The organism is Pseudomonas sp. BF-RE-21 (genome assembly GCF_019947305.1).
Classification (GTDB): Bacteria; Pseudomonadota; Gammaproteobacteria; order Pseudomonadales; family Pseudomonadaceae; genus Aquipseudomonas; species Aquipseudomonas migulae.
In genome coordinates this window covers 1-24911 of the sequence record NZ_JAGYGF010000003.1, presented here as the reverse complement: position 1 = coordinate 24911, position 24911 = coordinate 1, and the positions used below count along the sequence as shown (strand labels likewise).

Annotated in this window: 24 protein-coding genes; 11 read left to right on the top strand and 13 right to left on the bottom strand. The window is 61.0% G+C overall.

The window, feature by feature from the left end; all coding sequences use genetic code 11:
- The first annotated feature begins 94 nt into the window (after positions 1 to 94).
- From KGB25_RS03295 to KGB25_RS03260, 8 genes are all read left to right on the top strand, one after another.
- Positions 95 to 973, top strand: coding sequence for an amino acid ABC transporter permease (locus KGB25_RS03295; RefSeq protein ID WP_008026479.1), 879 nt, complete (start codon positions 95 to 97; stop codon positions 971 to 973).
- Positions 974 to 983: 10 nt separating this feature from the next.
- Entirely contained in the window at positions 984 to 1748 is a 765-nt protein-coding gene (locus tag KGB25_RS03290) for an amino acid ABC transporter ATP-binding protein (protein WP_008026481.1), read from the top strand.
- 38 nt (positions 1749 to 1786) lie between these two features.
- Positions 1787 to 2611: an ABC transporter substrate-binding protein gene (locus KGB25_RS03285; protein ID WP_008026483.1), complete on the top strand. Its 825-nt coding sequence runs from the start codon at positions 1787 to 1789 to the stop codon at positions 2609 to 2611.
- Between the two features lie 149 nt (positions 2612 to 2760).
- On the top strand, positions 2761 to 3603 hold the full coding sequence (locus tag KGB25_RS03280; protein WP_223434210.1) for a polysaccharide deacetylase family protein: 843 nt from the start codon (positions 2761 to 2763) through the stop codon (positions 3601 to 3603).
- A complete protein-coding gene (locus KGB25_RS03275; protein ID WP_223434209.1) occupies positions 3596 to 4483 on the top strand; it encodes a polysaccharide deacetylase family protein in 888 nt (295 codons plus the stop codon). The genes KGB25_RS03280 and KGB25_RS03275 overlap by 8 nt, the downstream gene beginning before the upstream one ends.
- Positions 4480 to 5829, top strand: coding sequence for an MmgE/PrpD family protein (locus tag KGB25_RS03270; protein WP_223434208.1), 1350 nt, complete (start codon positions 4480 to 4482; stop codon positions 5827 to 5829). The genes KGB25_RS03275 and KGB25_RS03270 overlap by 4 nt, the downstream gene beginning before the upstream one ends.
- Positions 5830 to 5980: 151 nt before the next feature.
- Positions 5981 to 7159: an MFS transporter gene (locus KGB25_RS03265; RefSeq protein ID WP_223434207.1), complete on the top strand. Its 1179-nt coding sequence runs from the start codon at positions 5981 to 5983 to the stop codon at positions 7157 to 7159.
- Between the two features lie 159 nt (positions 7160 to 7318).
- Positions 7319 to 8026, top strand: coding sequence for an HPP family protein (locus KGB25_RS03260; protein ID WP_008038386.1), 708 nt, complete (start codon positions 7319 to 7321; stop codon positions 8024 to 8026).
- Positions 8027 to 8077: 51 nt separating this feature from the next.
- Here KGB25_RS03260 and astA read toward each other — a convergent pair whose 3' ends face one another.
- From astA to KGB25_RS03225, 7 genes are all read right to left on the bottom strand, one after another.
- Positions 8078 to 9112: an arginine N-succinyltransferase gene (gene astA / locus KGB25_RS03255; RefSeq protein ID WP_008038379.1), complete on the bottom strand. Its 1035-nt coding sequence runs from the start codon at positions 9110 to 9112 to the stop codon at positions 8078 to 8080.
- Complete coding sequence (gene ctlX, locus KGB25_RS03250) at positions 9109 to 10047, bottom strand: citrulline utilization hydrolase CtlX (RefSeq protein WP_223434206.1); 939 nt, start codon at positions 10045 to 10047, stop codon at positions 9109 to 9111. Before ctlX ends, astA begins: the two co-directional genes overlap by 4 nt.
- A gap of 250 nt (positions 10048 to 10297) precedes the next feature.
- Positions 10298 to 10777, bottom strand: coding sequence for an Lrp/AsnC family transcriptional regulator (locus KGB25_RS03245; RefSeq protein WP_008026500.1), 480 nt, complete (start codon positions 10775 to 10777; stop codon positions 10298 to 10300).
- A gap of 12 nt (positions 10778 to 10789) precedes the next feature.
- Positions 10790 to 11551, bottom strand: a complete 762-nt coding sequence (locus KGB25_RS03240; protein ID WP_223434205.1) for an ABC transporter ATP-binding protein — start codon at positions 11549 to 11551, stop codon at positions 10790 to 10792.
- A 51-nt stretch (positions 11552 to 11602) separates the two neighbouring features.
- Entirely contained in the window at positions 11603 to 12313 is a 711-nt protein-coding gene (locus tag KGB25_RS03235) for an ABC transporter permease (RefSeq protein ID WP_008026504.1), read from the bottom strand.
- On the bottom strand, positions 12310 to 13035 hold the full coding sequence (locus tag KGB25_RS03230) for an ABC transporter permease (protein WP_008038374.1): 726 nt from the start codon (positions 13033 to 13035) through the stop codon (positions 12310 to 12312). Before KGB25_RS03230 ends, KGB25_RS03235 begins: the two co-directional genes overlap by 4 nt.
- 75 nt (positions 13036 to 13110) lie before the next feature.
- A complete protein-coding gene (locus KGB25_RS03225; protein ID WP_008026508.1) occupies positions 13111 to 13890 on the bottom strand; it encodes a transporter substrate-binding domain-containing protein in 780 nt (259 codons plus the stop codon).
- Between the two features lie 448 nt (positions 13891 to 14338).
- Here KGB25_RS03225 and KGB25_RS03220 point away from each other — a divergent pair, with 448 nt between their 5' ends.
- Together KGB25_RS03220 and KGB25_RS03215 are read left to right on the top strand one after the other, a co-directional pair.
- On the top strand, positions 14339 to 15445 hold the full coding sequence (locus tag KGB25_RS03220) for an enoyl-CoA hydratase/isomerase family protein (RefSeq protein WP_223434204.1): 1107 nt from the start codon (positions 14339 to 14341) through the stop codon (positions 15443 to 15445).
- Between the two features lie 3 nt (positions 15446 to 15448).
- A complete protein-coding gene (locus tag KGB25_RS03215) occupies positions 15449 to 16600 on the top strand; it encodes an acyl-CoA dehydrogenase family protein (RefSeq protein ID WP_008026512.1) in 1152 nt (383 codons plus the stop codon).
- A gap of 116 nt (positions 16601 to 16716) precedes the next feature.
- Here KGB25_RS03215 and KGB25_RS03210 read toward each other — a convergent pair whose 3' ends face one another.
- The 6 genes from KGB25_RS03210 to KGB25_RS03185 form a co-directional block, all read right to left on the bottom strand.
- A complete protein-coding gene (locus KGB25_RS03210) occupies positions 16717 to 17490 on the bottom strand; it encodes an enoyl-CoA hydratase (RefSeq protein ID WP_192227237.1) in 774 nt (257 codons plus the stop codon).
- A 13-nt stretch (positions 17491 to 17503) separates the two neighbouring features.
- Positions 17504 to 18631 carry an acyl-CoA dehydrogenase gene (locus KGB25_RS03205; protein ID WP_008026517.1) on the bottom strand — a complete coding sequence of 376 codons (1128 nt, stop codon included), beginning with the start codon at positions 18629 to 18631 and terminating at the stop codon, positions 17504 to 17506.
- A 101-nt stretch (positions 18632 to 18732) separates the two neighbouring features.
- Complete coding sequence (locus KGB25_RS03200) at positions 18733 to 19926, bottom strand: acetyl-CoA C-acyltransferase (protein ID WP_008038365.1); 1194 nt, start codon at positions 19924 to 19926, stop codon at positions 18733 to 18735.
- A 12-nt stretch (positions 19927 to 19938) separates the two neighbouring features.
- Positions 19939 to 20700: an SDR family NAD(P)-dependent oxidoreductase gene (locus KGB25_RS03195; protein ID WP_008026522.1), complete on the bottom strand. Its 762-nt coding sequence runs from the start codon at positions 20698 to 20700 to the stop codon at positions 19939 to 19941.
- Between the two features lie 16 nt (positions 20701 to 20716).
- A complete protein-coding gene (locus tag KGB25_RS03190; RefSeq protein WP_008038364.1) occupies positions 20717 to 22381 on the bottom strand; it encodes an AMP-binding protein in 1665 nt (554 codons plus the stop codon).
- Between the two features lie 250 nt (positions 22382 to 22631).
- Positions 22632 to 23648, bottom strand: a complete 1017-nt coding sequence (locus tag KGB25_RS03185; protein WP_223434203.1) for an AraC family transcriptional regulator — start codon at positions 23646 to 23648, stop codon at positions 22632 to 22634.
- A 293-nt stretch (positions 23649 to 23941) separates the two neighbouring features.
- On the opposite strand from KGB25_RS03185, the gene efeU reads away from it, so the two are divergent.
- Positions 23942 to 24784 carry an iron uptake transporter permease EfeU gene (gene efeU, locus KGB25_RS03180; protein ID WP_223434202.1) on the top strand — a complete coding sequence of 281 codons (843 nt, stop codon included), beginning with the start codon at positions 23942 to 23944 and terminating at the stop codon, positions 24782 to 24784.
- Positions 24785 to 24911 lie beyond the last annotated feature (127 nt).

Genomic DNA, 24911 nt, shown 5'->3' with positions numbered 1-24911 from the left:
TGGAGTGTCAGCCGACACCGTTTTAGCTGACACACCATCGCCGGCAAGCCGGCTCCTACAAAGGGAATGTAATACCAGTGTTCGGAGAAACAACATGAGCCAGACTCAGGCAGAACGACTCCAGGCGGAGCGCAAACTGGCGGAAAACCAGTTCGATATCACCCAGTACGATCACGTGCCACGGCGTTATTACGGGCGGATCTTTTTCGCCACGGTCATCGTCATCGCGATCATCGGCCTGGTGCGGGCCTTCGCCGAAGGCAAGATCGAGTGGTCGTACATCGGCCAGTTCCTCACGTCCCAGGCGATCATGTGGGGCTTGCTCAATACCATCGTCATGGCCGTGCTGGCGATGGGGCTGGGCATTGTGTTCGGGGTGATCACGGCGATCATGCGCATGTCGGCCAACCCGATCCTGCGTTACGTGGCGGTGACCTACACCTGGCTGTTCCGTGGCACGCCGCTGATCCTGCAACTGCTGTTGTGGTTCAACCTGGCGCTGATCTTCCCCACCATCGGCATCCCCGGCGTGTTCGAAATGGACACCGTAAGCCTGATGACGCCGTTCGTGGCCGCCCTCCTCGGCTTGAGCATCAATCAGGGTGCCTACACCGCTGAAGTGGTGCGCGCCGGCCTGCTGTCGGTGGACACCGGGCAGTACGAAGCCGCCAAGTCGATCGGCATGCCACGCCTGCAAGCGCTGCGCCGGATCATCCTGCCGCAGGCCATGCGGATCATCATTCCACCGGTCGGCAACGAGTTTATCGGCATGGTGAAAATGACCTCGTTGGCGAGCGTCATCCAGTACTCGGAGCTGCTCTACAACGCTCAGAACATCTACTACGCCAACGCCCGAGTGATGGAGCTGCTGATCGTCGCGGGTATCTGGTACCTGGCCACAGTCACCGTGCTGTCCTTTGGTCAAAGCCGTCTGGAGCGTCGTTTCGCTCGCGGCGCCGGCAAGCGTTCTTGAGGAGTTGAACATGAGAAGCATCGTCAAGGCCGTGAGCCTGAACAAGTATTACGACCATTTCCACGCCCTCAAGGACATCAACATCGAAGTCGAGCAAGGCGAAGTGCTGTGCATCATCGGCCCGTCCGGCTCCGGCAAAAGCACCTTGCTGCGTTGCGTCAACCAGCTGGAAAAGATCGACAAGGGCGGCCTGTGGGTCGACGGAGAGCTGGTGGGTTACCGCATCGTCGGCAACAAACTGCACGAACTCAACGAGTCGCAGATCGCCCGTCAACGCCTGGCCACCGGCATGGTGTTCCAGCGTTTCAACCTGTTTCCGCACATGACTGTGCTGCAAAACATCATCGAAGGGCCGTGCCAGGTGCTCAAGCGTTCGCCCAAGGAGGCGCACGAAGAAGCTTTGGAACTGCTCGCCCGCGTCGGCCTGGCCGACAAGCGCAACAGCTACCCGATCGAGCTTTCGGGTGGTCAGCAACAACGTGTCGCCATTGCTCGCGCATTGGCCATGCGGCCCAAGCTGATGCTGTTCGATGAACCCACTTCGGCACTCGACCCGGAACTGGTCGGTGAGGTGCTGTCGGTGATGCGCGATCTCGCGCAATCCGGCATGACCATGATCGTCGTCACCCATGAACTGGGCTTCGCTCGCGAAGTATCCAACCGCATGGTGTTCATGGACGGCGGGCAGATCGTGGAGGCAGGAAGCCCCGAAGAAATACTAATAAGTCCGCAAAACCCGCGCACCCAAAGCTTCATTTCTGCCGTTCGAACCTAAGCGCCGGCTGGCGTAACAACACACATAAGAGAACGACCATGAAGAACATCGTAATCCCAGCAGTACTCGCAGGCCTGATGGCATCCAGCGTCAGCTTCGCCGCCGAATTGCCGGCCAGCATCAAGGAAAAAGGCGAGATCGTCGTCGCGATCATGCCGAACTACCCGCCGATGGATTTCAAGGACCCGGCCACCAATACCCTCACCGGTGTGGACGTTGATCTGGGCAACGCCCTGGCCGAACGTCTGGGCGTGAAGATCAAATGGCAGGAAACCGGCTTCGAGCAAATGATCAACGCCCTAACCACCGACCGCGTCGACATGGTGCTGTCGGGCATGACCGACACCAAAGAGCGTCAGGCCAGCGTGACCTTCGTCGACTACTTCACCAGCGGTCCGCAGTTCTACACCCTGCAGAAGAACAAGGACTTCAACGAAATCACCGACCTGTGCGGCAAGAAAGTCGGCACCAGCCGCCGGACCACGTTCCCGGCGGAAATCGCTGAATACAGCAAGGCCAACTGCGAAGCCGCCGGCAAACCGGCCATCGTGGTGATCGGCACCGAAGGCTCGGCGGATGCCCGTGCGCAACTGCGTCAGAGCCGTATCGATGCCGCGATGCAAGGCAGCGAGACCTTGTCGTACCTGAAGACTCAGGAAAAGGACATGTACAAAACGGTCGGCCAGCCGATTTCCGTGCAGTTCTCCGGCATGGGCCTGAGCAACAAAAAGCCTGAGCTGAGCGAAGCGGTGAAGGTTGCGTTGCAGAGCATGATCGATGACGGCAGCTATCAGACCATCCTGAAAAAATGGGACCTGGAGCTGGGCGCAATCAAGACGGCAACCATCAACGCCGGCAAATAATCCGCTCGGGATGAACACATCCCTGTAGGAGCCAGCTTGCTGGCGATAGCGGTGGGTCAGGCACCATCAATGCAGATTGATGCGCCGCCATCGCCGGCAAGCCGGCTCCTACAAGGTTGCGTTTCGACAATTGAATACGGAGCATCACGATGTCGTCCTCCCCAACCTGGCCCGACCAGCACAAGGCCTGCCTTGCCCTGGCCTTCGACCTCGACGGCCCCACCGGCGATGCGATGCTCAACGGCTCGATCTGGCGCAAGCCCGAGTACTTCGGTTTTGGTGGTTACGGCCCTTACCGGGCGCTGCCACGGATTCTCGACCTGCTCGACGAGTTCCGCATCCCGACCACGTTTTTCGTTCCGGCCTGGGTCGTGGAGAACTGGCCGAAACAGTGCCAGGCGATTGTCGAGCGCGGGCATGAAGTGGCGTACCACGGCTACAAACACGAATCCTTTTACGCCCTGACGCTGGACCAGCAAAAGGACGTGATGAAGAAATCCCGCGAGGTGTTCTGGAAACACCTGAACATCCGCGCCGAAGGTTTCCGCACGCCGTCCGGCGACTGGCGCGCCGAGACCCCGGCGATGCTGGTGGAAGCCGGCGTGACCTACTCCAGCAGCATGCGCGGCGACGACCGACCGTACCTGGTGAACGTGCCGGGGTTCGACACGCCACTGGTGGAAATCCCCGGGCGCTGGGAAATGGACGACTACGCCTCCCTCGCCTACACCCGCGCGCCGGACTTTCCTTCGGGACTGGACCGCACGGCCAGCTACGAGCTGACCCTGGACAACTGGTGCCGCGAGTACGACGGCGCCATGAATGAAGGGTTGTGCCTGACCACCCTGTTCCACCCCAAGATCACCGGCAAACCGGGACGCATCCTGTTGCTGGAAAAACTTTTCGAACACATGCGTCAGCGCGACGACGTGTGGTTTGCCACTTGCCGCGACGTCGCCCAGTGGTGGCTGAAGGAGCATCACCATGGCTGATTCCATCGTCTGGCCCGACGGCTATCGCTGCGCCGTGGTGCTGACCGTCGATTACAACGACATTCACGGGATTCTCACCCAGGCGCCGGAAGTCGCCGGGCGCGACAAGACACTGTCTGTATGGCGTTACGGCAGCCAGCGCGGCGTCGAGCGTCTGCTGGGTTTGTTCAAGGAACTGGGGGTTCGCAGCAGCTGGTTTGTCCCCGGCATCGTCGCCGAAGAAAACCCCGAACACCTTCAGGCGATTCAGGCCGGTGGGCATGAAATTGCCTGCGCCGGGTATCGCCATCAAAACTACGACACCCTCGATCTGGCGCAGCAGAGCGCCGAAATTGCCGCTGGTTGCGAGGCACTTGAAGCATTGACCGGCCAGCGCCCGACGGGATTTCGCATCCCCGCCGGCAATGGCGCGCCGGGGTTCATCGAGGCGCTGAGGGATCAAGGCATTCATTGGTCATCCTCGTGGCGCGGCGATGACTTGCCGTTCGCGCATCCCACGGCGCCGCAGGTGGTCGAACTGCCCTTGCACTACGAGCTGGAAGACGAACCCTACTTCGCGTTCAACCTGAGCCCGGCGGTGCCGCCGGCGCAATCGCGGATCGCCTCTTACAGCCACACCCTGGGCAACCTGCAAATGGACTTCGCCGGGTTTCACCGCTTCGGGCTGTGTTACGTACTGCGTTTGCACCCGGAAATCATTGCCACGCCGGGGCGGATCGGCGTGTTGCGCGAATTGCTGCAGGGCATTCAGCAACACAACGACGTGTGGATCGCCACCGGAGCCGAAGTCGCTCAGTGGTGGGCCGATTCCGCGACGCCTGTGACCGAGGATCACCCGGCGTCAGTGTACGAACGGCATTATCGGGACTACCTCCTATGACCGAGCGTTTGCAACGACTGGCGCAGTTTTGCGTCGACACACGATTTGAAGACTTGCCCCCGGCACTGGTTGCACAAGCCAAACGGCACATTCTCGACACCTTTGGCGCGACGCTGGCCGGGGCTGACAGCGATGTGGCGAAACAGGCGCGCCTGGTGTTCGCGGGTGAAACCGGCGGCACACTGGTCTGGGGCGCGGACCTGCGGGTCGGCGCCGCTCAGGCTGCAATGCTCAACGGCGTCGCCGCACATGCGCTGGAACTGGATGACACCGGTGGCTGTGACCATTCCGGCGCAGTGGTGCTGCCGGCGGTGATGGCGGCTGTTTCGATGTGCACGCGGCCGGTCAGTGGTCGCGAGTTCATCACGGCGGTGGTCATCGGTTACGAAGTCGGCCGCCGCGTGCTCGAAGCCTGTGGTGGTTATTCGGCGCACAACGGCGCCGGCTGGCATTCCACCGCCACCTGCGGCGTGTTTGGCGCGGCGGCGGCAAGTGCACGCATCCTGGGTTTGAACGCCGGACAAATGCTCTCGGCACTGGGCATTGCCGGCAGTTTCAGCGGCGGCTTGTGGGCCTTCATCCACGACGGCTCGCAGAGTAAAAAACTGCACAGCGGGCGCGCCGCCGAAGGTGGATTGCTGGCGGCACGGTTTGCGCAGCAAGGCATCACCGGGCCGTCGAAGCTGTTCGATGATGTCTGGGGCGGTTTCCTGAAAACCCTGGCCGGCGAGACGGCACAACCGGAGGCACTGGATGCCGACCTGGGCGTCGTGTGGAAGCTCGCCCGCTGTTCGATCAAGCCGTACGCCTCGTGCCGTGGCACGCATTCGGCCATCGACGCGTTGGGGTTGTTGCTGGATCAACTGCAGGTGGATGCCGATCAGGTTGAAGACCTTGAGGTTTCGCTGTGCGGGTTTCTGCAGGACATGTGCGGCGCTCAGGAAGTGAGCAGCCTCGCGGCGGCGCAGATGAGCTTGCCGTACGCCCTCGCCGCACGCCTGGTTCATGGGCATTGCCGGCTGGAGGCGTACGACGACGAGCAACGGCGTGTTCCGCAGATTGCGCTGTGGATGTCGCGCATTCGTCTTGTAGTGGACCCGCAACTGTCAGAGGATGGCGAGCCCGTGGTGAGCGTGCGGACGGTGGACGGTCGGCAGGCGAGCCTGTGCGTCGACCCGCCACTGGGTGCGCCGGGTAATCCGTTGAGTGATGACGCGTTGGAACAGAAGTTTTTCAGTCTGGCGGTGCGGGTGATGCCGAGGTTGCAGGCAGAGGAACTGATCGGGCAGATGTGGCGGTTGGAACAGCTGGAATCGGTTGCTGTGCTGGATCGGTGGCTGACTTGAGTAATGCGGTGACTGATCTGACCCAATCGCGAGCAGGCTCGCTCCCACAGGGGAACGCATTCCAAATGTGGGAGCGAGCCTGCTCGCGATTGGGCGCGACACGGTACACCGTCGAACACCCTGAAATCTGAATAAGGACATTTGCCCCACCGTGGCCACTTACTCGCTTGTTATCCGCCGGTTGATGATCGTATCGCTGACCATCGTCGTCAGCCGCGCCATCACCAGCCCGTTGCTCACGTTGTTCCTGAGCAACAAACTGGGCCTCAACCAACAGGACGTTGGCTTGCTGCTGGGCATCGCGGTGTTCATCGCTACCCTGCTTGCGCTCTACGGCGGCTACATCATCGACCGCCTCGAAAAACGCCGGCTGCTGATCCTCGCCATGCTCTCCAGCGCCATCGGTTTCGTGTTGCTGACCTTCGCCGAAAACCTCTACCTGACCACCCTGACCCTGGTGATCACCGAAACCGCTTCGGCGCTGTTCCTGATTGGCTCGAAGGCGATCCTCAGCGAAAACCTGCCCATGGGCCAGCGTGCCAAGGCCTTTTCCCTGCGCTACACCCTGACCAACATCGGTTACGCCACGGGGCCGATGCTTGGCGTGGTCATCGCCGGTGTCTACCCGATTGCGCCGTTCCTGATTGCCGGCGGCATTGCGTTTTTCAGCATCTTCCTGATGAGCGGGATCCCGAAAGATTCGAGCCAGACACCGGTGATCGGCCAGCCGCAAAGCTTTCTGAAAACCCTGATCACCCTGAAAAACGACCGCACGCTGATTATGTTCACTTGCGGCTGCCTGCTCAGCACCGTGGTCCATGGGCGCTTCACCCTGTACCTGTCGCAATACCTGCTGGTGACCCAGGACTCCAAACGCGCCCTGGAAACCATGGCCGCCCTGCTCGCCTGCAACGCCATGAGCGTGATCCTGCTGCAATACCAGATCGGCCGTTTCCTCAAGCGTGAACAACTGCGCTACTGGATTGCCGGTGGCACCAGCCTGTTCATCCTCGGCCTGATCGGCTTCAGCCTGGCCGATAGCCTGGTGTCGTGGTGCATCGCGATGTTCATCTTCACCCTCGGCGAAATGATCATTTACCCCGCCGAATTCCTGTTCGTCGACACCCTGGCCCCGGAAGAACTGCGCGGCAGTTACTACGGCGCGCAAAACCTGGCGGCCCTGGGCGGTGCCCTGAGCCCGGTGATTTGCGGTTTCCTGTTGATGCACACCCCGGCGCCGACGATGTTTTATGCCCTGAGCGCGCTGACCGCCATGGGCGGTTTCCTGTGTTTCATGAGCGGACGCCGGGTGGCTTTACAGCAAAATTAATGCACTGAAACTGCATTAATATGAATTTGTCTCCGTCTGGAATGAGCGGCACACTGTGCCTCGTTCCTCCCCCAATAGTTGGAACGACTTCAAGGGCTTTCTGGGTATCCCAGCTAAGCCTTTTTTTTGCCTCGACTTTTGCAACGGACCGTTCACCTCATGTTTGCTCGCTGGTTCCCCGCCGCCATCAATACTCGACCTTCTGAATGGAGCCGCGCCGCCATCGGCATGGCCCTCGGTACGATGTTCAGCGTCTGGCTGTGCTCACAGGCTTTCGGCATCGAAGTGGCGCAGCACCTGATCGGTCCGCTGGGCGCCTCGGCAGTGCTGTTGTTCGCGGTGTCCTCCGGCGCATTGGCGCAACCCTGGTCGATTCTCGGCGGCTACTTGAGCGCTGGGGTGGTCGCATTGTTGGTCGCCCACGTGCTCGGACGAACCCTTGGCAGTGCTTGCCTGGCCGCAGGCATGTCGCTGATCCTGATGTGCTGGCTGCGTTGCCTGCATCCGCCGGCCGGTGCCTTGGCGTTGCTGCTGGTATTGGCAGACCCGGCGACCATCGCGCTGGACTGGAAAGCTCTCGGCCCGGTAATGCTCGGCGCCTCGACGATGTTGCTCAGCGCGCTGGCGTACAACAACCTGACGCGCATTCGTTACCCAAGACGCGCCAGTGAACCGGTGGCGATGGTGCCAGCCGATCACCCGCCCATCGACAGCCAGGCGATCACTGCCCAGGACCTGAAACGGGCGCTGGCGGACATGGAAGCTTTCTTTGATGTCACGCCCGAAGACCTTGAACAATTGATTCAAGCCAGTGAGTTGCATGCCAAACGGCGCAGTATCACTGAAGTCCTTAGCCGCAGAACCTGACACCCTACAGAACCTTTCAGGAGCGAGCAGCCTCGCTCCTGAAGGATCGAGTCAAGCCGCAGATAATTGCTTGGCCGGTACTGCCAGACTCACTGCCCGCACCGATGCCCCGGCACTCAACCCCAGTGTTTTTGCGGTCTGCGCATCGACAATCAACGTGCCCGCCGCTACCCGCGCCGGTGCTGCGGTAATCCGGCACTCGGCAAACTGGCGGTTGTGAATCAGGTAAGTCGCCGCCTGTTCTCCGGGGGTGCCAATGCTCAATTGCAGTACCTGACTGTCACGCACCGCTCGGATGTCGGCGGTGGCGCATTCAATCAGCGGCCCGCCGTCGAAAATGTCGATGTAATCGCGGTGTTCGAATCCTTCCGCCTGCAGCATGCCCAGCGCCGGCTCGGTGTTGGGATGGACGCGGCCAATCACCGAGCGCGCCGCTTCCGGCAACAGGCAGGTCGGCAGCGGAAACTTGGGCATCAGTTCCGCGATGAAGGTCTTGTTGCCCAGGCCGGTAAGATAATCGGCATCGGCAAAGTCCATCTTGAAAAAGTGCCGCCCCAGTCCTTCCCAGAACGGTGAAATGCCCGCTTCGTCCGAGTAGCCGCGCATCTCTGCAATGACCTTGTCGCCGAAGTGCTGACGGAACTCTGCGAGAAACAGGAACCGCGCCTTCGACAACAAGCGCCCGTTCAGCCCGCTGCGATGATCGGCGTGCAGGAACAGTGAGCACAACTCCGATTGCCCGGTCATGTCGTTGCCCAGGAACAACGTCGGCAGTTGTTGATTGATCCCGAGGTTTTTCGACGCCGCGACAAACAAGCCCATTCGATAGTTGTACCAGGGCTCGCGCAGGCCGACGGCACCGGCCAGCGCACAAATACCGATCGCTTCTTGCTGGTCGTTTTCCAGCACAAACAGGTAGTCGGCATCGGCACGCTCGGCGTCGCCGGCAAAGGTTTTCGCGGCCCATTCCAGACGCTGGCGCAAACGCGGCGCATCGGCAGGCAAGGTGGTCAAACCGGTCCCGGCGCTATGGGCCAGGGCCAGGAGTGCCGGCAGGTCAGCCGGTGTGGCGGGACGGACGATCATCGCACTTGCTCCTTGGCAGTCAGGTGTTTGGGCAGGAATACTTCGGCCAACATGCAGCGGGCGCTGCCGCCGCCAATGCGTTCGATGGTGTCGATGTTCACTGGCAGCGGCGTGGTGTGGGCTTCAATCAACCGACGCTGGCGGGTGTCCAACGCTTGCCAGGCGGTACGTGACATCACCAGCACGGGGTCGCCCGCACTGCTTTGAACTTCCAGCATGTTGCCGGCAAAGGATTCCAACTGGCTCCAGTTCAGCGCGATGACTTGCTTGCCGCTGTCTTCCAGCCGCGAGCGCAGGGCCAGGCGTTCGCTCGGGTTCGTGACCGATGCCAGGCAGGCAATGGCCAGCCGCGTACCGACGCTCATCATCACGTTAGTGTGGTAAATCGCGACGCCCTGACGGTCCTGCGCCGTGAACGCGCATAGCTCGTAACCCAGATGGTTGACCACCTGATCCAGCGCCCGGGCGTGGGTGCGGGTGGAATAGCCGGCGTAGCAAATCCGCTGCTGACGATCCAGCACCATGCTGCCGGTGCCTTCCAGGAAGACTTCCTGCTGTTCGAGGCTGGAAAGGTCCAGCAACTGCTCGACCCGGTATTCGTCGCGCAGCCAGTCGAGCACACCTTTATCCCGCTCCAGTCGCCTGTTGTGGCCTTGCATCGGATACAGCACCAACGTGCCGTCGGGGTGACTGCTCCACCAGTTGTTGGGAAAGATCGAGTCTGGCGTGTGCGGGGCTTCAAGGTCGTTGTGCACAAGGACCTCGACGCCTTGCCCGCGCAGTGCGGCAACGTAGCCATCGAATTCTTGCAGGGCCTTGAGCTGAACGTCTTCGGACACGGCTGCCGGGCGCTGAAAACGGTTGTTTGCCGCCGTGTCCTGATTGAAAGAGAAACGTGTCGGGCGAATCATCAAAACGGTATTGGTGGTTTGCATGGGCACAGATTCAATGAGGGTTGAGAGAGGCTCATTGTCTGTTTCGGGAGCGGGAAAACCCGGTTGATAAGGGTTTTTAAGGTGATGGAAACGGCTGAAGATTCCGGCTCGTCCAGCCGATTCGGCAGACACCCAGAACCAAATGTGGGAGCGAGCCTGCTCGCGATTGCGGTGTGTCAGACAACATTATTGCTGGATGACATACCGCAATCGCGAGCAGGCTCGCTCCCACAGGGAACTGGCTTGTTCACTACTCCATCGTGGTCTTGACCATCGCCAGTTCCGGGTGGCTGACCAGTTTGTCGATGTGCAGCTCCGGGTCGTCGAACCAGACTTCGGTCAGTACCCGGTAATGTTCCATGTCGCGGCAACGCATGCGCAGGCTGTAGTCGAACGCGCCGCTGATCAAGCGACACTCCAGCACCTGCGGGCAAGCACGGACCTTGGCTTCGAAGGCTTTTTGCGCCGCCCGCCCGCTCTGATTCGACAGCGCCACCAACACCAGCAAAGACAGTCCGGGCGTCAGTTTTTTCTCATCGAGGATCGCCCCGTAACCGCGAATGACCCCGAGCTGTTCAAGCTTGCGCACCCGTTCCAGGCATGGCCTGGGGGTCAGGTGCACGCGCTCCGAAAGCTTTTGGTAAGTGATGCGCCCTTCATGGCGCAGCACTTCAATGATTGCCTGATCGATACGATCAAGCACGATCGACAGATCGCGGATATCCGCCATGTACGTCTTGCCTCACTTCAAACGACCCGATAGGAATTGCTGCAAACGTTCACTGTTTGGCCGGTCGAGGATCGTCGCATCACCCTGCTCCTCGACCCGCCCCTGATGCAAGAACAACACCTGACTCGACACCTGCCGGGCAAAGCCCATTTCGTGGGTCACCATCAACATGGTCCGGCCTTCTTCCGCCAGTGCCTGAATCACCTTGAGCACTTCGCCGACCAACTCCGGATCAAGGGCCGAGGTCGGCTCGTCGAACAGCAGAATTTCCGGCTCCACCGCCAGCGCCCGGGCAATCGCCACCCGTTGTTGCTGGCCGCCGGACAGAAACGCCGGGTATTGATCGGCGACTCGCTGCGGCAAGCCGACCTTGTCCAGATAAGCCCGCGCACTTTCCTCAGCCGCCTTGCGGCTGATGCCCAGCACCCGGCACGGCGCCAGCACGATGTTTTCCAGGACGGTCAGGTGACTCCACAAGTTGAAATGCTGGAACACCATCGCCAGGCGCGTGCGCAAGCGCTGCAACTGTGCCGGATGGGCGACGCGCATGCCACTCGCGCCCGGGCGAGTGATGACCCGTTCGCCGTCGAGTTCGATGACGCCTTCGTCCGCCCGTTCCAGAAAATTGATGCAACGCAGCATGGTGCTTTTGCCTGAACCGCTGGCGCCGATCATGCTCACCACGTCCCCTGCCCGCGCATTCAACGAGACGCCCTTGAGCACTTCATTGTCACCAAAACGTTTATACAGATTTTCAACCGTGAGTTTGTACATGCAGACACCCCTGCAGCAGCACCCGATTCGGCGCTGGTCTGGATAAATGGATTAATGAGTCGGCCCGAGAAAGCTCAGCCAGCGCTTTTCCGCGAGGCGAAATGCGCCGACCAGGCCGAACGACAACGCGAGGTACAGCAGGCCGGCAATGCCGAACGCCTGAAAGGTCATGAAGGTCGCGGCGTTGGCGTCGCGGGCGACTTTGAGAATGTCCGGAATGGTTGCGGTGAACGCCACCGAAGTCGCGTGCAGCATCAGAATCACTTCGTTGCTGTAATACGGCAGCGCCCGGCGCAGCGCCGAGGGCAGGATCAGTCGCAGGTACAGGCGCCAGCCGCTCAAGCCATAAGCGTGGGCTGCCTCGATCTCACCGTAGGGAATGCTGCGGATCGCCCCGGCAAAAATTTCCACGGTATAGGCGCAAGTGTTGAGGGTGAACGCAAGCAGCGTGCAATTCATCGCGTCGCGAAAGAACGCTTCGAGCAGCGGCTGCGAGCGCACCACCGCGATGCCGTAGATCCCGCTGTAGCAAATCAGCAGCTGGATATACAGCGGCGTACCGCGAAACACGTAGGTAAACAGCTGAACCGGCCAGCGCAGCAAGCCCCAGCGCGAGGTGCGCAGGATCGCCAACGGCAACGACAGGACAAAGCCCATCGCGATGCTCGCCACCAGCAACCACAGGGTCATCGCCAGGCCAGTGAGGGTCTCGCCGTCGCTGAACAGAAAGGGTTTCCAGTATTCGGCAATCAACTCGATCATCGCGCCATCCCCCGTACGCCCTGGTTGTAACGTCGCTCCAACACACGCAAGGCGTAGTTCGACGCGCTGGTGATCAGCAGATAAAGCGCCGCCGCCATCAGCAGGAAATCGAGCATGTTGAAGGTGCTTTTACCGGCCTCCTGCGCGACCTTTACCAGGTCCGACAGGCCGATGATCGACACCAGCGCCGTGGCCTTGAGCAACACCAGCCAGTTGTTGCCCAGGCTCGGCAAGGCGAAACGCATCATTTGCGGAAACACCACGAAGCGAAACCGCTGCCAGCGGTTCAAACCGAAACACGCCGCGGCTTCCTGCTGTCCACGCGGCACGCTGAGGATCGCCCCGCGAAAGGTCTCGGTGAAATACGCGCCATAGATAAACCCGAGGGTGATAATCCCGGCCACGAACGGGTCGATTTCCATGTACGGCCAGCCCATCGCTTCGGTCAGGCTGCTCAGCCAGCCTTGAAGGCTGTAGAAAATCAGCAGCATCAGTACCAGGTCCGGCACACCGCGAATCAAGGTGGTGTAGAAGGTTGCCGGCAGGTTCAACAGCTTCAGCGGCGACAGCTTTGCCGCCGCGCCGAGCAACCCCAGCGCCATGCTCACCAGCAGCGAGAGCGCCGACAGTTTCAACGTGACCCAGGTGCCGTGCAGCAACAATGGGCCATAGCCTTGCAGGGCCGAAACATCGAGCCCGATCAGATTCAGGAAGGAATTCACGCCAGTCACCTGTCTTGAGGCACCCACGATGAAACACTGTGCCGGTTCACGGCACAGTGTCTTGGGGCGCGAGGATCAGTTGTTGTAGAGGTCCAGATCGCCGAAATGCTTCTGCTGGATCTGTGCGTAGATGCCCTTGTCGTGCAGGGCCTTGATGGCGGCATTGAGCATGCCTTTGAGTTCTTCGTTGTCCTTGCGCACGCCGATGGCGATTTCCGACGGCACCAACGGGTCGCTGATGCCTTCGCTGTTCTGGAAGTCAGCCCCTTGTGGCGATGTGAGAAAGCTCATCTGTGCTTGCAGCTTGTCCTGGATCGACGCATCGAGACGGCCATAAACCAGGTCGGCGTACACCTGATCCTGATTCTGATAAGCGCGCAGCTTCACGCCGCCCGGCCCCAGTTTGGCCTTGGCGTAGGTTTCCTGAATCGTGCCCTGCATGTAACCGATGGTCTTGCCCCGCAGCGACTCGGCGGTGGGCAGCAGCCCGGAGTCCTTGCGGGTGACGATGGCGGTCGGCCCGGCGTACAGACGGTCGGTGAAGTCGATCTGCTTTTTGCGCGGCTCGGTCACGGTCATCGACGATTCGATGGCGTCGAACTTGCCGGCCTTGAGGGCTGGAATCAGCCCGTCGAAATCATTGCTGACCCACACGCAAGTCAGTTTCAGCTCGGCACAGATCGCGTTGCCCAGGTCCACGCCAAAGCCCTGCACGCCGCCATCGGCGGTGGTTGACTCAAAAGGCGGGTAGCTTGGGTTGACGCCGAATCGCAGCTCTTTCCATTCCTTGGCATGGGCGCCGGTGGTGCAGCACAGCAGCGCGAGTGTCGGCAAAGTCAGCCATTTGATATTCATCTTCTTGAGTCCCGATTTGTTTGGAGTTATCGCGGCCTGGCGAACCGGACCGCCTTTATGGGCAGGAACAGAGAGTCGGTGCGGCGCGAGCCGCAACAGCGTTCTTATTGTTTTGTTCGAGGGGCCGCACGTTGCGGCCTCCAGCCTGAAACCCTCGGCACAGACGGCTTCAAAAGCACGGCCAGAATGCCAACAGATAACCTGTTGCAGGTGTCGTAAGGGCCGCTCCAGACGCCCCGATTGCGCTGATAAGGCTGTTTTCACAGCCGATTCGGTCGTGAGCGCGGCCCGCGGTGGTCTTGAGAGGGAAGTTCTTCAGCGCTATTACAAAAATGCACACGAGACCTGCACATATCCGGGTTGTACTAGGCAAATTTGCACTGTTACGATCCAGCATCGCTCGCGCGCGAGCTTCTCTATAAAGAACAATAAAAGCAGGGAGTTAGTGATGACTGCTCAGGTTTTATCGAAGTGGACTTCGTCCATGGATGCCACGCAAAACGACGTGCTGGCCGAGGTTCGCAACCATATCGGTCACCTGACCCTCAACCGCCCCGCCGGCCTCAACGCCATTACCCTCGACATGGTGCGCAATCTGCAGCGTCAGCTCGACGCCTGGGCGCAGGATTCGAACATTCACGCGGTGGTCTTGCGCGGTGCCGGTGAAAAAGCCTTTTGTGCCGGCGGCGACATCCGCTCGCTGTATGACAGCTTCAAAAACGGCGACACCCTGCACGAAGACTTCTTCGTCGAGGAATACGCCCTCGACCTCGCGATTCACCATTACCGCAAACCGGTTCTCGCCCTGATGGACGGCTTCGTCCTGGGTGGCGGCATGGGCCTGGTGCAAGGCGCCGACCTGCGCGTGGTCACCGAAAAAAGCCGCCTGGCGATGCCGGAAGTGGCCATCGGTTATTTCCCGGACGTCGGTGGCAGCTACTTCCTGCCGCGCATCCCCGGTGAACTGGGGATCTACCTGGGCGTCAGCGGCGTGCAGATCCGTGCGGCGGATGCGCTCTATTGCGGCCTGGCCGACTGGTATCTGGACAGCAGCAAACTGGCCACGCTGGACGAAAAACTCGATCAGCTGGAATGGCACGACACGCCGCTCAAGGACCTGCAAGGCCTGCTGGCCCGACTCGCCGTGCAGCAACTGCCGGACGCGCCATTGGAAGCGCTGCGCCCGGCTATCGATCACTTCTTCGCCCTGCCCGATGTGCCGGGTATTGTTGAACAACTGCGCAACGTCACGGTTGCCGACAGCCATGAATGGGCGACCACCACCGCCGACCTGCTGCAAAGCCGTTCACCGCTGGCCATGGGCGTGACCCTGGAAATGCTGCGGCGCGGTCGGCACCTGAGTCTGGAAGACTGTTTTGCCCTGGAGCTGCACCTGGACCGTCAGTGGTTCGAGCGCGGCGACCTGATCGAAGGCGTGCGCGCCTTGCTGATCGACAAAGACAAGACCCCGCGCTGGAACCCGCCGACCTTGCAGGCGCTGGACGCCGCACACGTCGCGAGTTTTTTCACAGGGTTTGACCGGAGCGGGAGCTGAGCCATGCACGATATCGAATTGAGCGAAGAGCAAGTCATGATCCGCGACATGGCCCGGGACTTTGCCCGCGGCGAAATCGCGCCCCACGCGCAAGCCTGGGAAAAGGCCGGCTGGATCGACGACGGTCTGGTGGCGAAGATGGGCGAACTGGGGCTGCTGGGCATGGTGGTGCCCGAGGAATGGGGCGGCACTTATGTCGATTACGTCGCCTACGCCCTGGCGGTGGAAGAGATTTCCGCCGGCGACGGCGCCACGGGCGCACTGATGAGCATCCACAATTCCGTGGGTTGCGGGCCGGTCATGAACTACGGCACCGACGAACAGAAACAGACCTGGTTGCCGGATCTGGCCAGCGGCAAGGCCATCGGCTGCTTCTGCCTGACCGAGCCGCAAGCCGGTTCCGAGGCGCATAACCTGCGTACCCGCGCCGAACTGCGCGACGGCCAGTGGGTGATCAACGGCGCCAAGCAATTCGTCAGCAACGGTAAACGGGCGAAACTGGCGATTGTGTTTGCCGTGACCGATCCGGACCTGGGCAAGCGTGGTATCTCGGCGTTTCTGGTGCCGACCGATACCGCCGGTTTCATCGTTGATCGCACTGAACACAAGATGGGCATTCGCGCGTCCGATACCTGCGCAGTCACCCTGAGCAACTGCACCATCCCCGAAGCCAATCTGTTGGGTGAGCGCGGTAAAGGCCTGGCCATCGCCCTCTCCAACCTCGAAGGCGGACGCATCGGCATCGCCGCGCAGGCCTTGGGTATCGCGCGTGCCGCTTTCGAAGCGGCGCTGGCCTACTCCCGTGATCGCGTGCAGTTCGCCAAGCCGATCATCGAGCACCAGAGCATCGCCAACATGCTGGCCGACATGCACATGCAACTCAACGCTGCACGGTTGATGATCCTGCACGCCGCGCGGTTGCGCAGTGCCGGCAAGCCGTGTCTGTCGGAGGCTTCGCAGGCCAAGCTGTTTGCCTCGGAAATGGCTGAGAAGGTCTGCTCGTCAGCGATGCAGATCCATGGCGGGTACGGGTATCTGGAGGATTACCCGGTGGAGCGTTACTACCGGGATGCGCGGATCACGCAGATTTATGAAGGATCGAGCGAGATTCAGCGGATGGTGATTGCCCGAGAGTTGAAAAATTATCTGGTGTGAACCTTAAAAAGCTTCGCGGGCAAGCCTCGCTCCTACAGGTTATCGGTGTTCGCATGAACAACACATAACCCGTAGGAGCGAGGCTTGCCCGCGAAGACGTCCGTGAGAACGCTACATCACTTACCGACGAACTCCGCCTCACGCTTGGCAATAAACGCCGCCATCCCTTCCTTCTGATCCTGCGTCGCAAACGCCGCATGGAACACCCGACGCTCAAAGCGCACGCCTTCCGACAGGCTCACTTCGAAGGCGCGGTTGACGCTTTCCTTGACCATCATCGCAATCGGCAGCGACTTCTTGGCGATCAGTGCGGCGACTTTCAGCGCTTCTTCCAGCAATTCATCCGCTGGCACGATTCGCGCGACGATCCCGCAACGCTCTGCTTCCACGGCATCGATCAAACGCCCGCTCAGGCACATTTCCATCGCCTTGGCCTTACCGACGGCGCGAGTCAGGCGCTGGGTGCCGCCCATGCCCGGCAACACGCCGAGGTTGATTTCCGGTTGGCCGAACCGGGCGTTATCGCCGGCGAGGATGAAGTCGCACATCAACGCCAGTTCACAACCACCGCCCAGGGCAAAACCGTTCACGGCAGCGATGATCGGCTTGCGGCGGTTGGCCACGCGGTCGCTGTCGCTGAACAGATCGTCGAGGTAGATCTGCGGGTAGGTCAGCTCGGCCATTTCCTTGATGTCGGCACCGGCGGCGAAGGCTTTTTTCGAGCCGGTCAGCACGATGCAACCGATGTTCGAATCGGCTTCCAGGCCATCGAGGGCGTGGTTCAGTTCGCTGACGATCTGCGCGTTCAACGCGTTCAGCGCCTGCGGACGGTTCAGGGTGATCAGGCCGACACGGCCATGGATTTCCAGCAAAATCGTTTCGTAACTCACAATGGACTCCTTCTTAAAGACTGCGCGAAATGACCATGCGCTGAATATCGCTGGTGCCTTCGTAGATCTGGCATACCCGCACGTCGCGGTAGATCCGCTCCAGCGGGAAGTCGTTCAGGTAACCGTAACCGCCGAGGGTTTGCAACGCTGCAGAGCAGACCTTTTCGGCCATTTCCGAGGCGAACAGTTTGGCCATGGACGCTTCGACCAACGCCGGTTTGCCGCTGTCACGCAGCGCGGCGGCGTAATGCACCATTTGCCGGGCGACGGCGATCTGGGTCGCCATGTCCGCCAGGCGGAACGCAACGGCCTGATGCTCGATGATCGGTTTGCCGAAACTCTCGCGCTCACGGGCGTAATCCCGCGCCGCTTCAAACGCGGCTCGGGCCATGCCCACCGATTGCGAAGCGATACCGACGCGGCCGCCTTCGAGGTTGGCCAGGGCAATTCGATAGCCTTCGCCCTCTTCGCCCAAGCGGTTGGCCACCGGCACTTTGACGTCTTCGAACAGAATCTGGCAGGTGTCGGACGCATGCTGGCCGAGTTTGTCTTCGACGCGGGCGACTTTGTAGCCCGGTGAATCGGTGGGCACGATCAGCGCGGTGATCCCGCGTTTGCCGGCGCTCGGGTCCGTTACCGCAAACACGATCACCACGCCGGCGTTCTGCCCGGAGGTGATGAACTGTTTGCAACCGTTCAGGACGTAATGATCGCCTTCCAGGCGCGCACGGGTTTTCAGGCCACTGGCATCGGAGCCGGCCTGCGGTTCGGTCAGGGCGAAAGCGCCAAGCATTGCACCGCTGGCCAACGGTTTGAGAAAGCGTTCTTTCTGGTCGTCGTTGCCGTAGTTCAGGATCGGCACGCAGCCGACCGAGTTGTGCACGCTCATGATGGTCGAGCAGGCGCCGTCGCCGGCGGCGATTTCTTCCAGGGCCATGGCGTAGGCCAGGTAACCGGTGTCGCACCCGCCCCACTGTTCGGGCACCAGCATGCCGAAGAAGCCCAGTTCAGCCATTTCGCCGATGGCTTCCTTGGGAAAACGGTGCTCACGGTCCCATTCGGCGGCGAACGGTTTCAGCCGTTCCTGGGCAAACTGCCGGGCCGCTTCGCTGATCTGCAGTTGTTCGTCATTGGGAATCATGGCAAATCCTTAAAAATGTAATCGCCTCTGTAGGAGCCAGCTTGCTGGCGATGGCAATTTCAAGTGCGCCATCGCCGGCAAGCCGGCTCCTACAGGTCAGATCAGTACAGGCATTCCACGGCCATCGCCGTGGCTTCGCCGCCGCCGATGCAGATCGCCGCAACGCCGCGTTTCAGGCCTTTCTGGCGCAGGGCCGAGAGCAGGGTCACGAGGATCCGCGCGCCGGACGCACCGATCGGGTGGCCCAAGGCGCACGCGCCGCCGTGCACGTTGAGTTTCTCGTGGGGGATTTCCAGATGGGTCATCGCTGCCATGCCTACCACGGCGAAGGCTTCGTTGACTTCCACCAGGTCCACGTCATTCAACGACCAGCCGGTTTTCTTCATCAGCCGCTTGATCGCGCCGATCGGTGCCACCGGGAACAGGCCCGGCGTGTCGGCGAATGCCGCGTGGCCATGGATCACCGCCAGCGGTTTGAGGCCGCGCTTGTCCGCTTCGGAACGACGCATCAGCACCAGCGCCGCCGCACCGTCGGAAATCGAGCTGGAGTTGGCCGCCGTCACCGTGCCGCCTTCGCGGAAGGCCGGTTTCAGCGAGGCAATCTTGTCCAGTTTGGCTTTCGGCGGCTGCTCATCGTTGCTGATGACGACTTGCTCTTTGCCGACGGTCACGGTCAGCGGCACGATCTCGTCCTTGAAGCTGCCGTCCTTGATCGCCTGCTGCGCGCGGGTGGTCGAAGCGATGGCAAACGCATCCTGGGCTTCGCGGCTGAAGCCGTTGGTTTCAGCGCAATCTTCGGCGAAAGTGCCCATCAGGCGGCCCTTGTCGTAGGCGTCTTCCAGACCGTCGAGGAACATGGAATCGAGCACACGGCCATGGCCCATGCGATAACCACTGCGGGCGCGGTCCAGCAGGTATGGCGCGTTGGACATGCTTTCCATGCCGCCCGCCACCACCACATCGGCGCTGCCGGCGAGCAGCATGTCATGGGCCAGGATGGCCGCTTCCATACCGGAACCGCACATCTTGTTCAGGGTGGTGCAGCGGGTCGATTTATCCAGCCCGGCGCCCAGTGCAGCCTGGCGCGCCGGGGCCTGGCCGAGGCCGGCGGGCAGCACGCAGCCAAACAGCACTTCTTCAACCGCGTCCGGCGCCACACCGGCGCGTTCAACGGCGGCGCGAATCGCGGCGGCACCCAACTGCGGTGCAGTCAGGCTTTTCAGTTCACCCTGGAAACCGCCCATCGGGGTACGGACGGCGCTGACGATAACGATTGGATCGTGGGAAAGGGTCATGACAAATCCTCCTTACTTGGCGGCCATGCGCAAGGCACCGTCGAGACGGATCACCTCGCCATTGAGCATGCTGTTATCAATGATATGCCTGACCAGCTGCGCGTACTCGGCCGGTTTGCCCAAACGTGGTGGAAACGGCACGCCAGCGGCAAGGGAATCGCGGACTTCCGGGGTCATGCCGGCCATCATCGGCGTCTCGAAAATCCCTGGGGCGATGGTCATCACACGGATACCGAAGCGCGCCAGTTCACGAGCCGCCGGCAAGGTCAGGCTGACAATCGCGCCTTTCGATGCCGCATAAGCCGCCTGGCCGATCTGGCCGTCATAGGCTGCGGCGGAAGCGGTGTTGATGATCACACCGCGCTCGCCATCGGCATCCGGCTCGGTTTCGGCGATGGCCGCCGACGCCAGACGCAGCATGTTGAAGCTGCCGATCAGGTTGACGTTGATCACCTGGCTGAAACTAGCCAGTGCATGCGGACCGTTTTTGCCGAGGATCTTCTCGCCACGCACGATGCCGGCGCAGTTGACCAGACCGTTCAGGCCACCGAAGGCTTTGACCGTGGCCTGCACCGCTGCCTCTGCCGCCGCTTCGTTGCTGATGTCCGCGACCACGCTTTGCGCGCCGAGACGTTCAGCCTGGGCCGCGACCGCTTCGGCGTTCATGTCCACCAGCATCACTTTGGCGCCAGCCGCGACCAGCATTTCAGCCGTGGCCGCGCCGAGCCCGGAGGCACCGCCGGTGACGAGAAAAACCTTGTTTTCGATCTGCATCATTGTTTCCTTGGATTCAAGCTGAAACGTTCTTCGCTGCGGCCTCTTGAGCCTTGGCGATTTCCTGGTTGCGCAAGATAAAGCGCTGCAATTTGCCGCTTGGGGTTTTCGGCAATTCGCTGACAAATTCGATTTCACGGGGGTACGAGTGCGCGGCCAGACGTTTGCGCACATGTTGGCGCAGTTCTTCGGCCAACTCCGGCGCGGCACGGTATTGCGCGCTGAGCACGACGAAGGCTTTGACCAGTTCGGTGCGCTCCGGATCGGGTTTGCCCACCACGGCGGCTTCGACGACGGCCGGGTGTTCGATCAATGCGCTTTCCACATCGAACGGGCCGACGCGATAGCCGGAAGTGGTGATCACGTCGTCACTGCGGCCGACGAAACTGATGCTGCCGTCCGGGTTCCACTCGACGGTGTCGCCGCTCAGGTAATAGTTGCCGACGAAGGCTTTGGTCGGTGCACCTTCGTAGCCGTTGAACCAGCACATCGGCGACTGAGTGCGGTCGATGGCGAGGATGCCGGGTTGGCCGACACCCAGTTCCTTGTACTCCTCGTCCAGCACCACGATACGGTGGCCCGGCGAAGCAAAACCGGCGGCGCCCATGTGGATCGGATGATCGAGGCCGTGGTGGTTGCACAGGACCATGCCCAATTCGGTCTGGCCGTAATGGTCGTGAATCACCACGCCAAGGTTGTCGGCGAACCAGCGGATTACTTCCGGATTCAACGGCTCGCCGGCGCTGCTGACGATGCGCAGCTTGCCTTTGATCGACTTAGCGAACTCATCGCCACCGGCGATCAACAGACGATAGGCGGTTGGTGACCCAGTGAGGTTGGTGATCCCGTATTTGTTGATCACCCTGCAGGTGCTTTCGAGGGTGAACGGGCCATCGTAAAAGGTGATCGGATGCCCCATCGCCATCGGCCCGGTGACGCCGAAATAGATGCCGTAGGCCCAACCCGGATCAGCGACGTTCCAGAAAGCGTCTTCAGGGCGCAGGTCCACGGCGTCGCGGGTGTAACTCTCGAACGCGACGATTGCCTTGAGCGGCACCGACAGCGCTTTCGACGGGCCGGTCGTGCCAGAGGTGAACATCAGCAGGAACGGGTCTTCGCCGGTCAGCAGCACCGGTTCGCAGTCAGCGGAATAGTTGGCCAGTTCGGCCCAGAAACTGAAATCGCCACGGACGATGCCCTGGCCTTTTGCACCACCGACGGTGACGATGGTCGGGCAGTCGGCGACTTCAGCGAGTTTCGAGCGATTGACCGCGTCGGTCACCACCACTTTGGCACCGGAGCTGCTCAAGCGATGTTCGATGGCCTTTGGGCCGAACGCGGTGAACAGCGGCTGATACACCGCGCCGATGCGCCAGGTGGCGAACACGGTGATCAACAATTCGATATTGCGCGGCAGCAGGCCGGCGACCTTGTCGCCTTTTTTTACGCCCTGCGCCAGCAGGAAATTGGCGAAACGTGCAGCCTTGTCCTGCAAGTCGCTGAAGGTGTACGTCGCACTGGTGCCGTCCCGGCCTTCCCAGAACAGCGCGATGCGACCTGGTAACGCATGCCGGTCGCAACACTCGACACAGGCATTGAGGGCCGTCAGGTTACCCGCAAGTGCGGCGTCGACGGTGTGCTGATAATTGAACTGTGACGTGGCAGACAAGTAATCGCGCATTGCCAGAATCCCTCGGTATTTTTATTAGGTTGGGGGAAGCGTAACCAACAGCGAAATACTCGCTCTGCGCGGGGGGTGGGGCAATGGTCAAAGCTATCAAGTTGTCTGACTGGTTTGGCCAAGATTCAAGAGGTGCGGCGCCTGAGCTGACGCCTTCGCGGGCAAGCCTCGCTCCTACAGGGGATCGCATTTCTCTGTAGGAGCGAGGCTTGCCCGCGAAGAGGTCAGCTGCATCAATACAAAATCCGGATCAGTCGGCCTCGGTCAGAATCAAACTCCGGTAATGCCCCGGATTCGACCCCGACCATTTGCGAAACGCCTTGTAGAACGAGCTCGCATCGGCAAACCCCAGTCGCGTGGCGATTTCGGCGAAGCTGATACTCGGCTCCGCCAGCCAGACAATGGCCAGTTCCTTGCGCACGCTGTCCTTGAGGCCTTGATAGGTTTGCCCCTCCTCCGCCAGCCGCCGCCGCAAGGTCGAGGCCGACATGCACAGTTGCTGTGCCAGAGGTTCGGTTTCCGGCCACTTCTCGGCGGGCAATTGCCGCAAATCGTGCTTGATCCGACTCGCCAGACTCTCCGGGTCGCGGTACTTGACCAGAATATTGGCCGGCGCATGGGCCAGGAAGCGCTTGAGTTCTTCCGCGCTGCGCTTGATCGGCAGGTCCAGGCAATCGGCTGAAAAAATCATTCGGGTGCGCGGCCGGTCGAAACGCAGGTTCTCGGAAAACATCACCTGATAGTCATCACAGAAATCCGGTTCCGGGCAGCGCAACTCGATGGCCAGAATCGGAATCCGCCGCCCGGCCAGCCAACACGCAACACCGTGAACGATCATCCAGTAGGTGAAATAGGTGAACGCGCGGCGAGGGTCCTGGTCGTCTTCCAGCAGGACAATTTCCGCGAGACTTTGCTGACGAACCAGCTGCGCGGGCAGGTGTTCGAGCATCAACGACAGAAACCCCAGCCCCGAAGTCAGGCCGGCGGCCAGGCTCGGCTGGACCATCGAGCAGCGGCACAGGAACTCCAGGCTGCCGGATTTGAGCTTGCGCGGGTCCATGCCAAAAAACTCATCGTCGCCACGTCGGGCCAGCAACCGCCACAAACGCGCATAGGCCGTGGCCGGGACGCGGGCAACGGCGGACTCCAGCAGCGCCGGATCGATACCGACCTTGTTCAACACCTCATCGGTGGCCGCGCCAGGGGCGCAACTTTGCAACAGCGCTTCACGCACCAGTTGAATGGAAATGGTGTCTTTTTCCGACATTGCGCGGGGTGTGCCCTGTTGTTTGAGTGGAGGGCATAGTAGCGCACAGCGACACAGTTCCGTAGGAGCGAAGCTTGCTCGCGAAAGCAGTGTGTCATTCAACATCCACAGTGACTGACATGGCCTCTTCGCGGGCAAGTCGGATCGCCGCACCGCTCGCTCCTACAGGGGGTACTTGGGCGATGTTGAGGGTTGTTCAGGTTAGGTTCAGGTAAATGTCAACTATTGGCATTTGGGAATGAGTGTCATTATGTTACAAATTAGCACCCTATCTAATTCCACGACGGTGCTGAATGCTTGTTCCTTTTCTGATCATGCTGCGCGAAGGCATCGAGGCCGCATTGATCGTCGGCATCATCGCCAGCTACCTCAAGCAAACCGGTCGCGGCCAGTGGATGCCGGCCGTGTGGATCGGTGTGTTTCTCGCCGCCGCGCTGGCCCTGCTGGTGGGCGGTGGTCTGGAACTGGTCAGCGCTGAGTTCCCGCAGAAACAACAGGAACTGTTTGAAGGTGTGGTCGGCCTGGTGGCGGTCGGCATCCTCAGTTCCATGGTGTTCTGGATGCGCAAGGTGGCGCGTTCGATCAAGCATTCGCTGCACGTCTCCCTCGATCAGGCGTTGGCTGGCTCTAAACATCAGGTCACGGCGCTGATCGCCATGGTGTTTTTCGCCGTCGCCCGCGAAGGCCTGGAAACGGTGTTTTTCCTGCTCGCTGTGTTCCAGCAAAGCGAAGGCCCGGCGGCACCGATTGGCGCCCTGCTCGGCCTGATCCTGGCGATCATCGTTGGTTTCCTCATTTACACCGGCAGCATGCGCCTGAACCTCGGCGCGTTCTTTCGCTGGACCGGGCTGTTCATCCTCGTGGTCGCGGCCGGCATTCTCGCCAACTCGGTGCAGGCGCTACATGAGGCCGGGGTGTGGAATCAGCTGCAAACCGTGTTGTTCGACTTCAGCGCGACGCTGCCAATGGACGGCCCGCTGGGCTCGGTGCTGGCCGGGATGTTCGGGTATCAGGATGCGCCGACTGTCAGCACCCTCGGCGCTTATCTGATTTACCTGGTGGTGGCGCTGGTGATGTTTTTTCTCCCGGCGCCACCTGCCCTCCGTAGGAGCGAGCCCGCTCGCGATGGTCGTTAACGATAACGCGTGAAACCAGATGCCCAGCGGCGCCTGTGGCTTTTTCGCGAGCAGGCTCGTTCCTACAGGGGCGTGCGCCAATGCATTTTTTCCAGTCAGTAAGGGCACCCATGTCAAATCAAGCCCC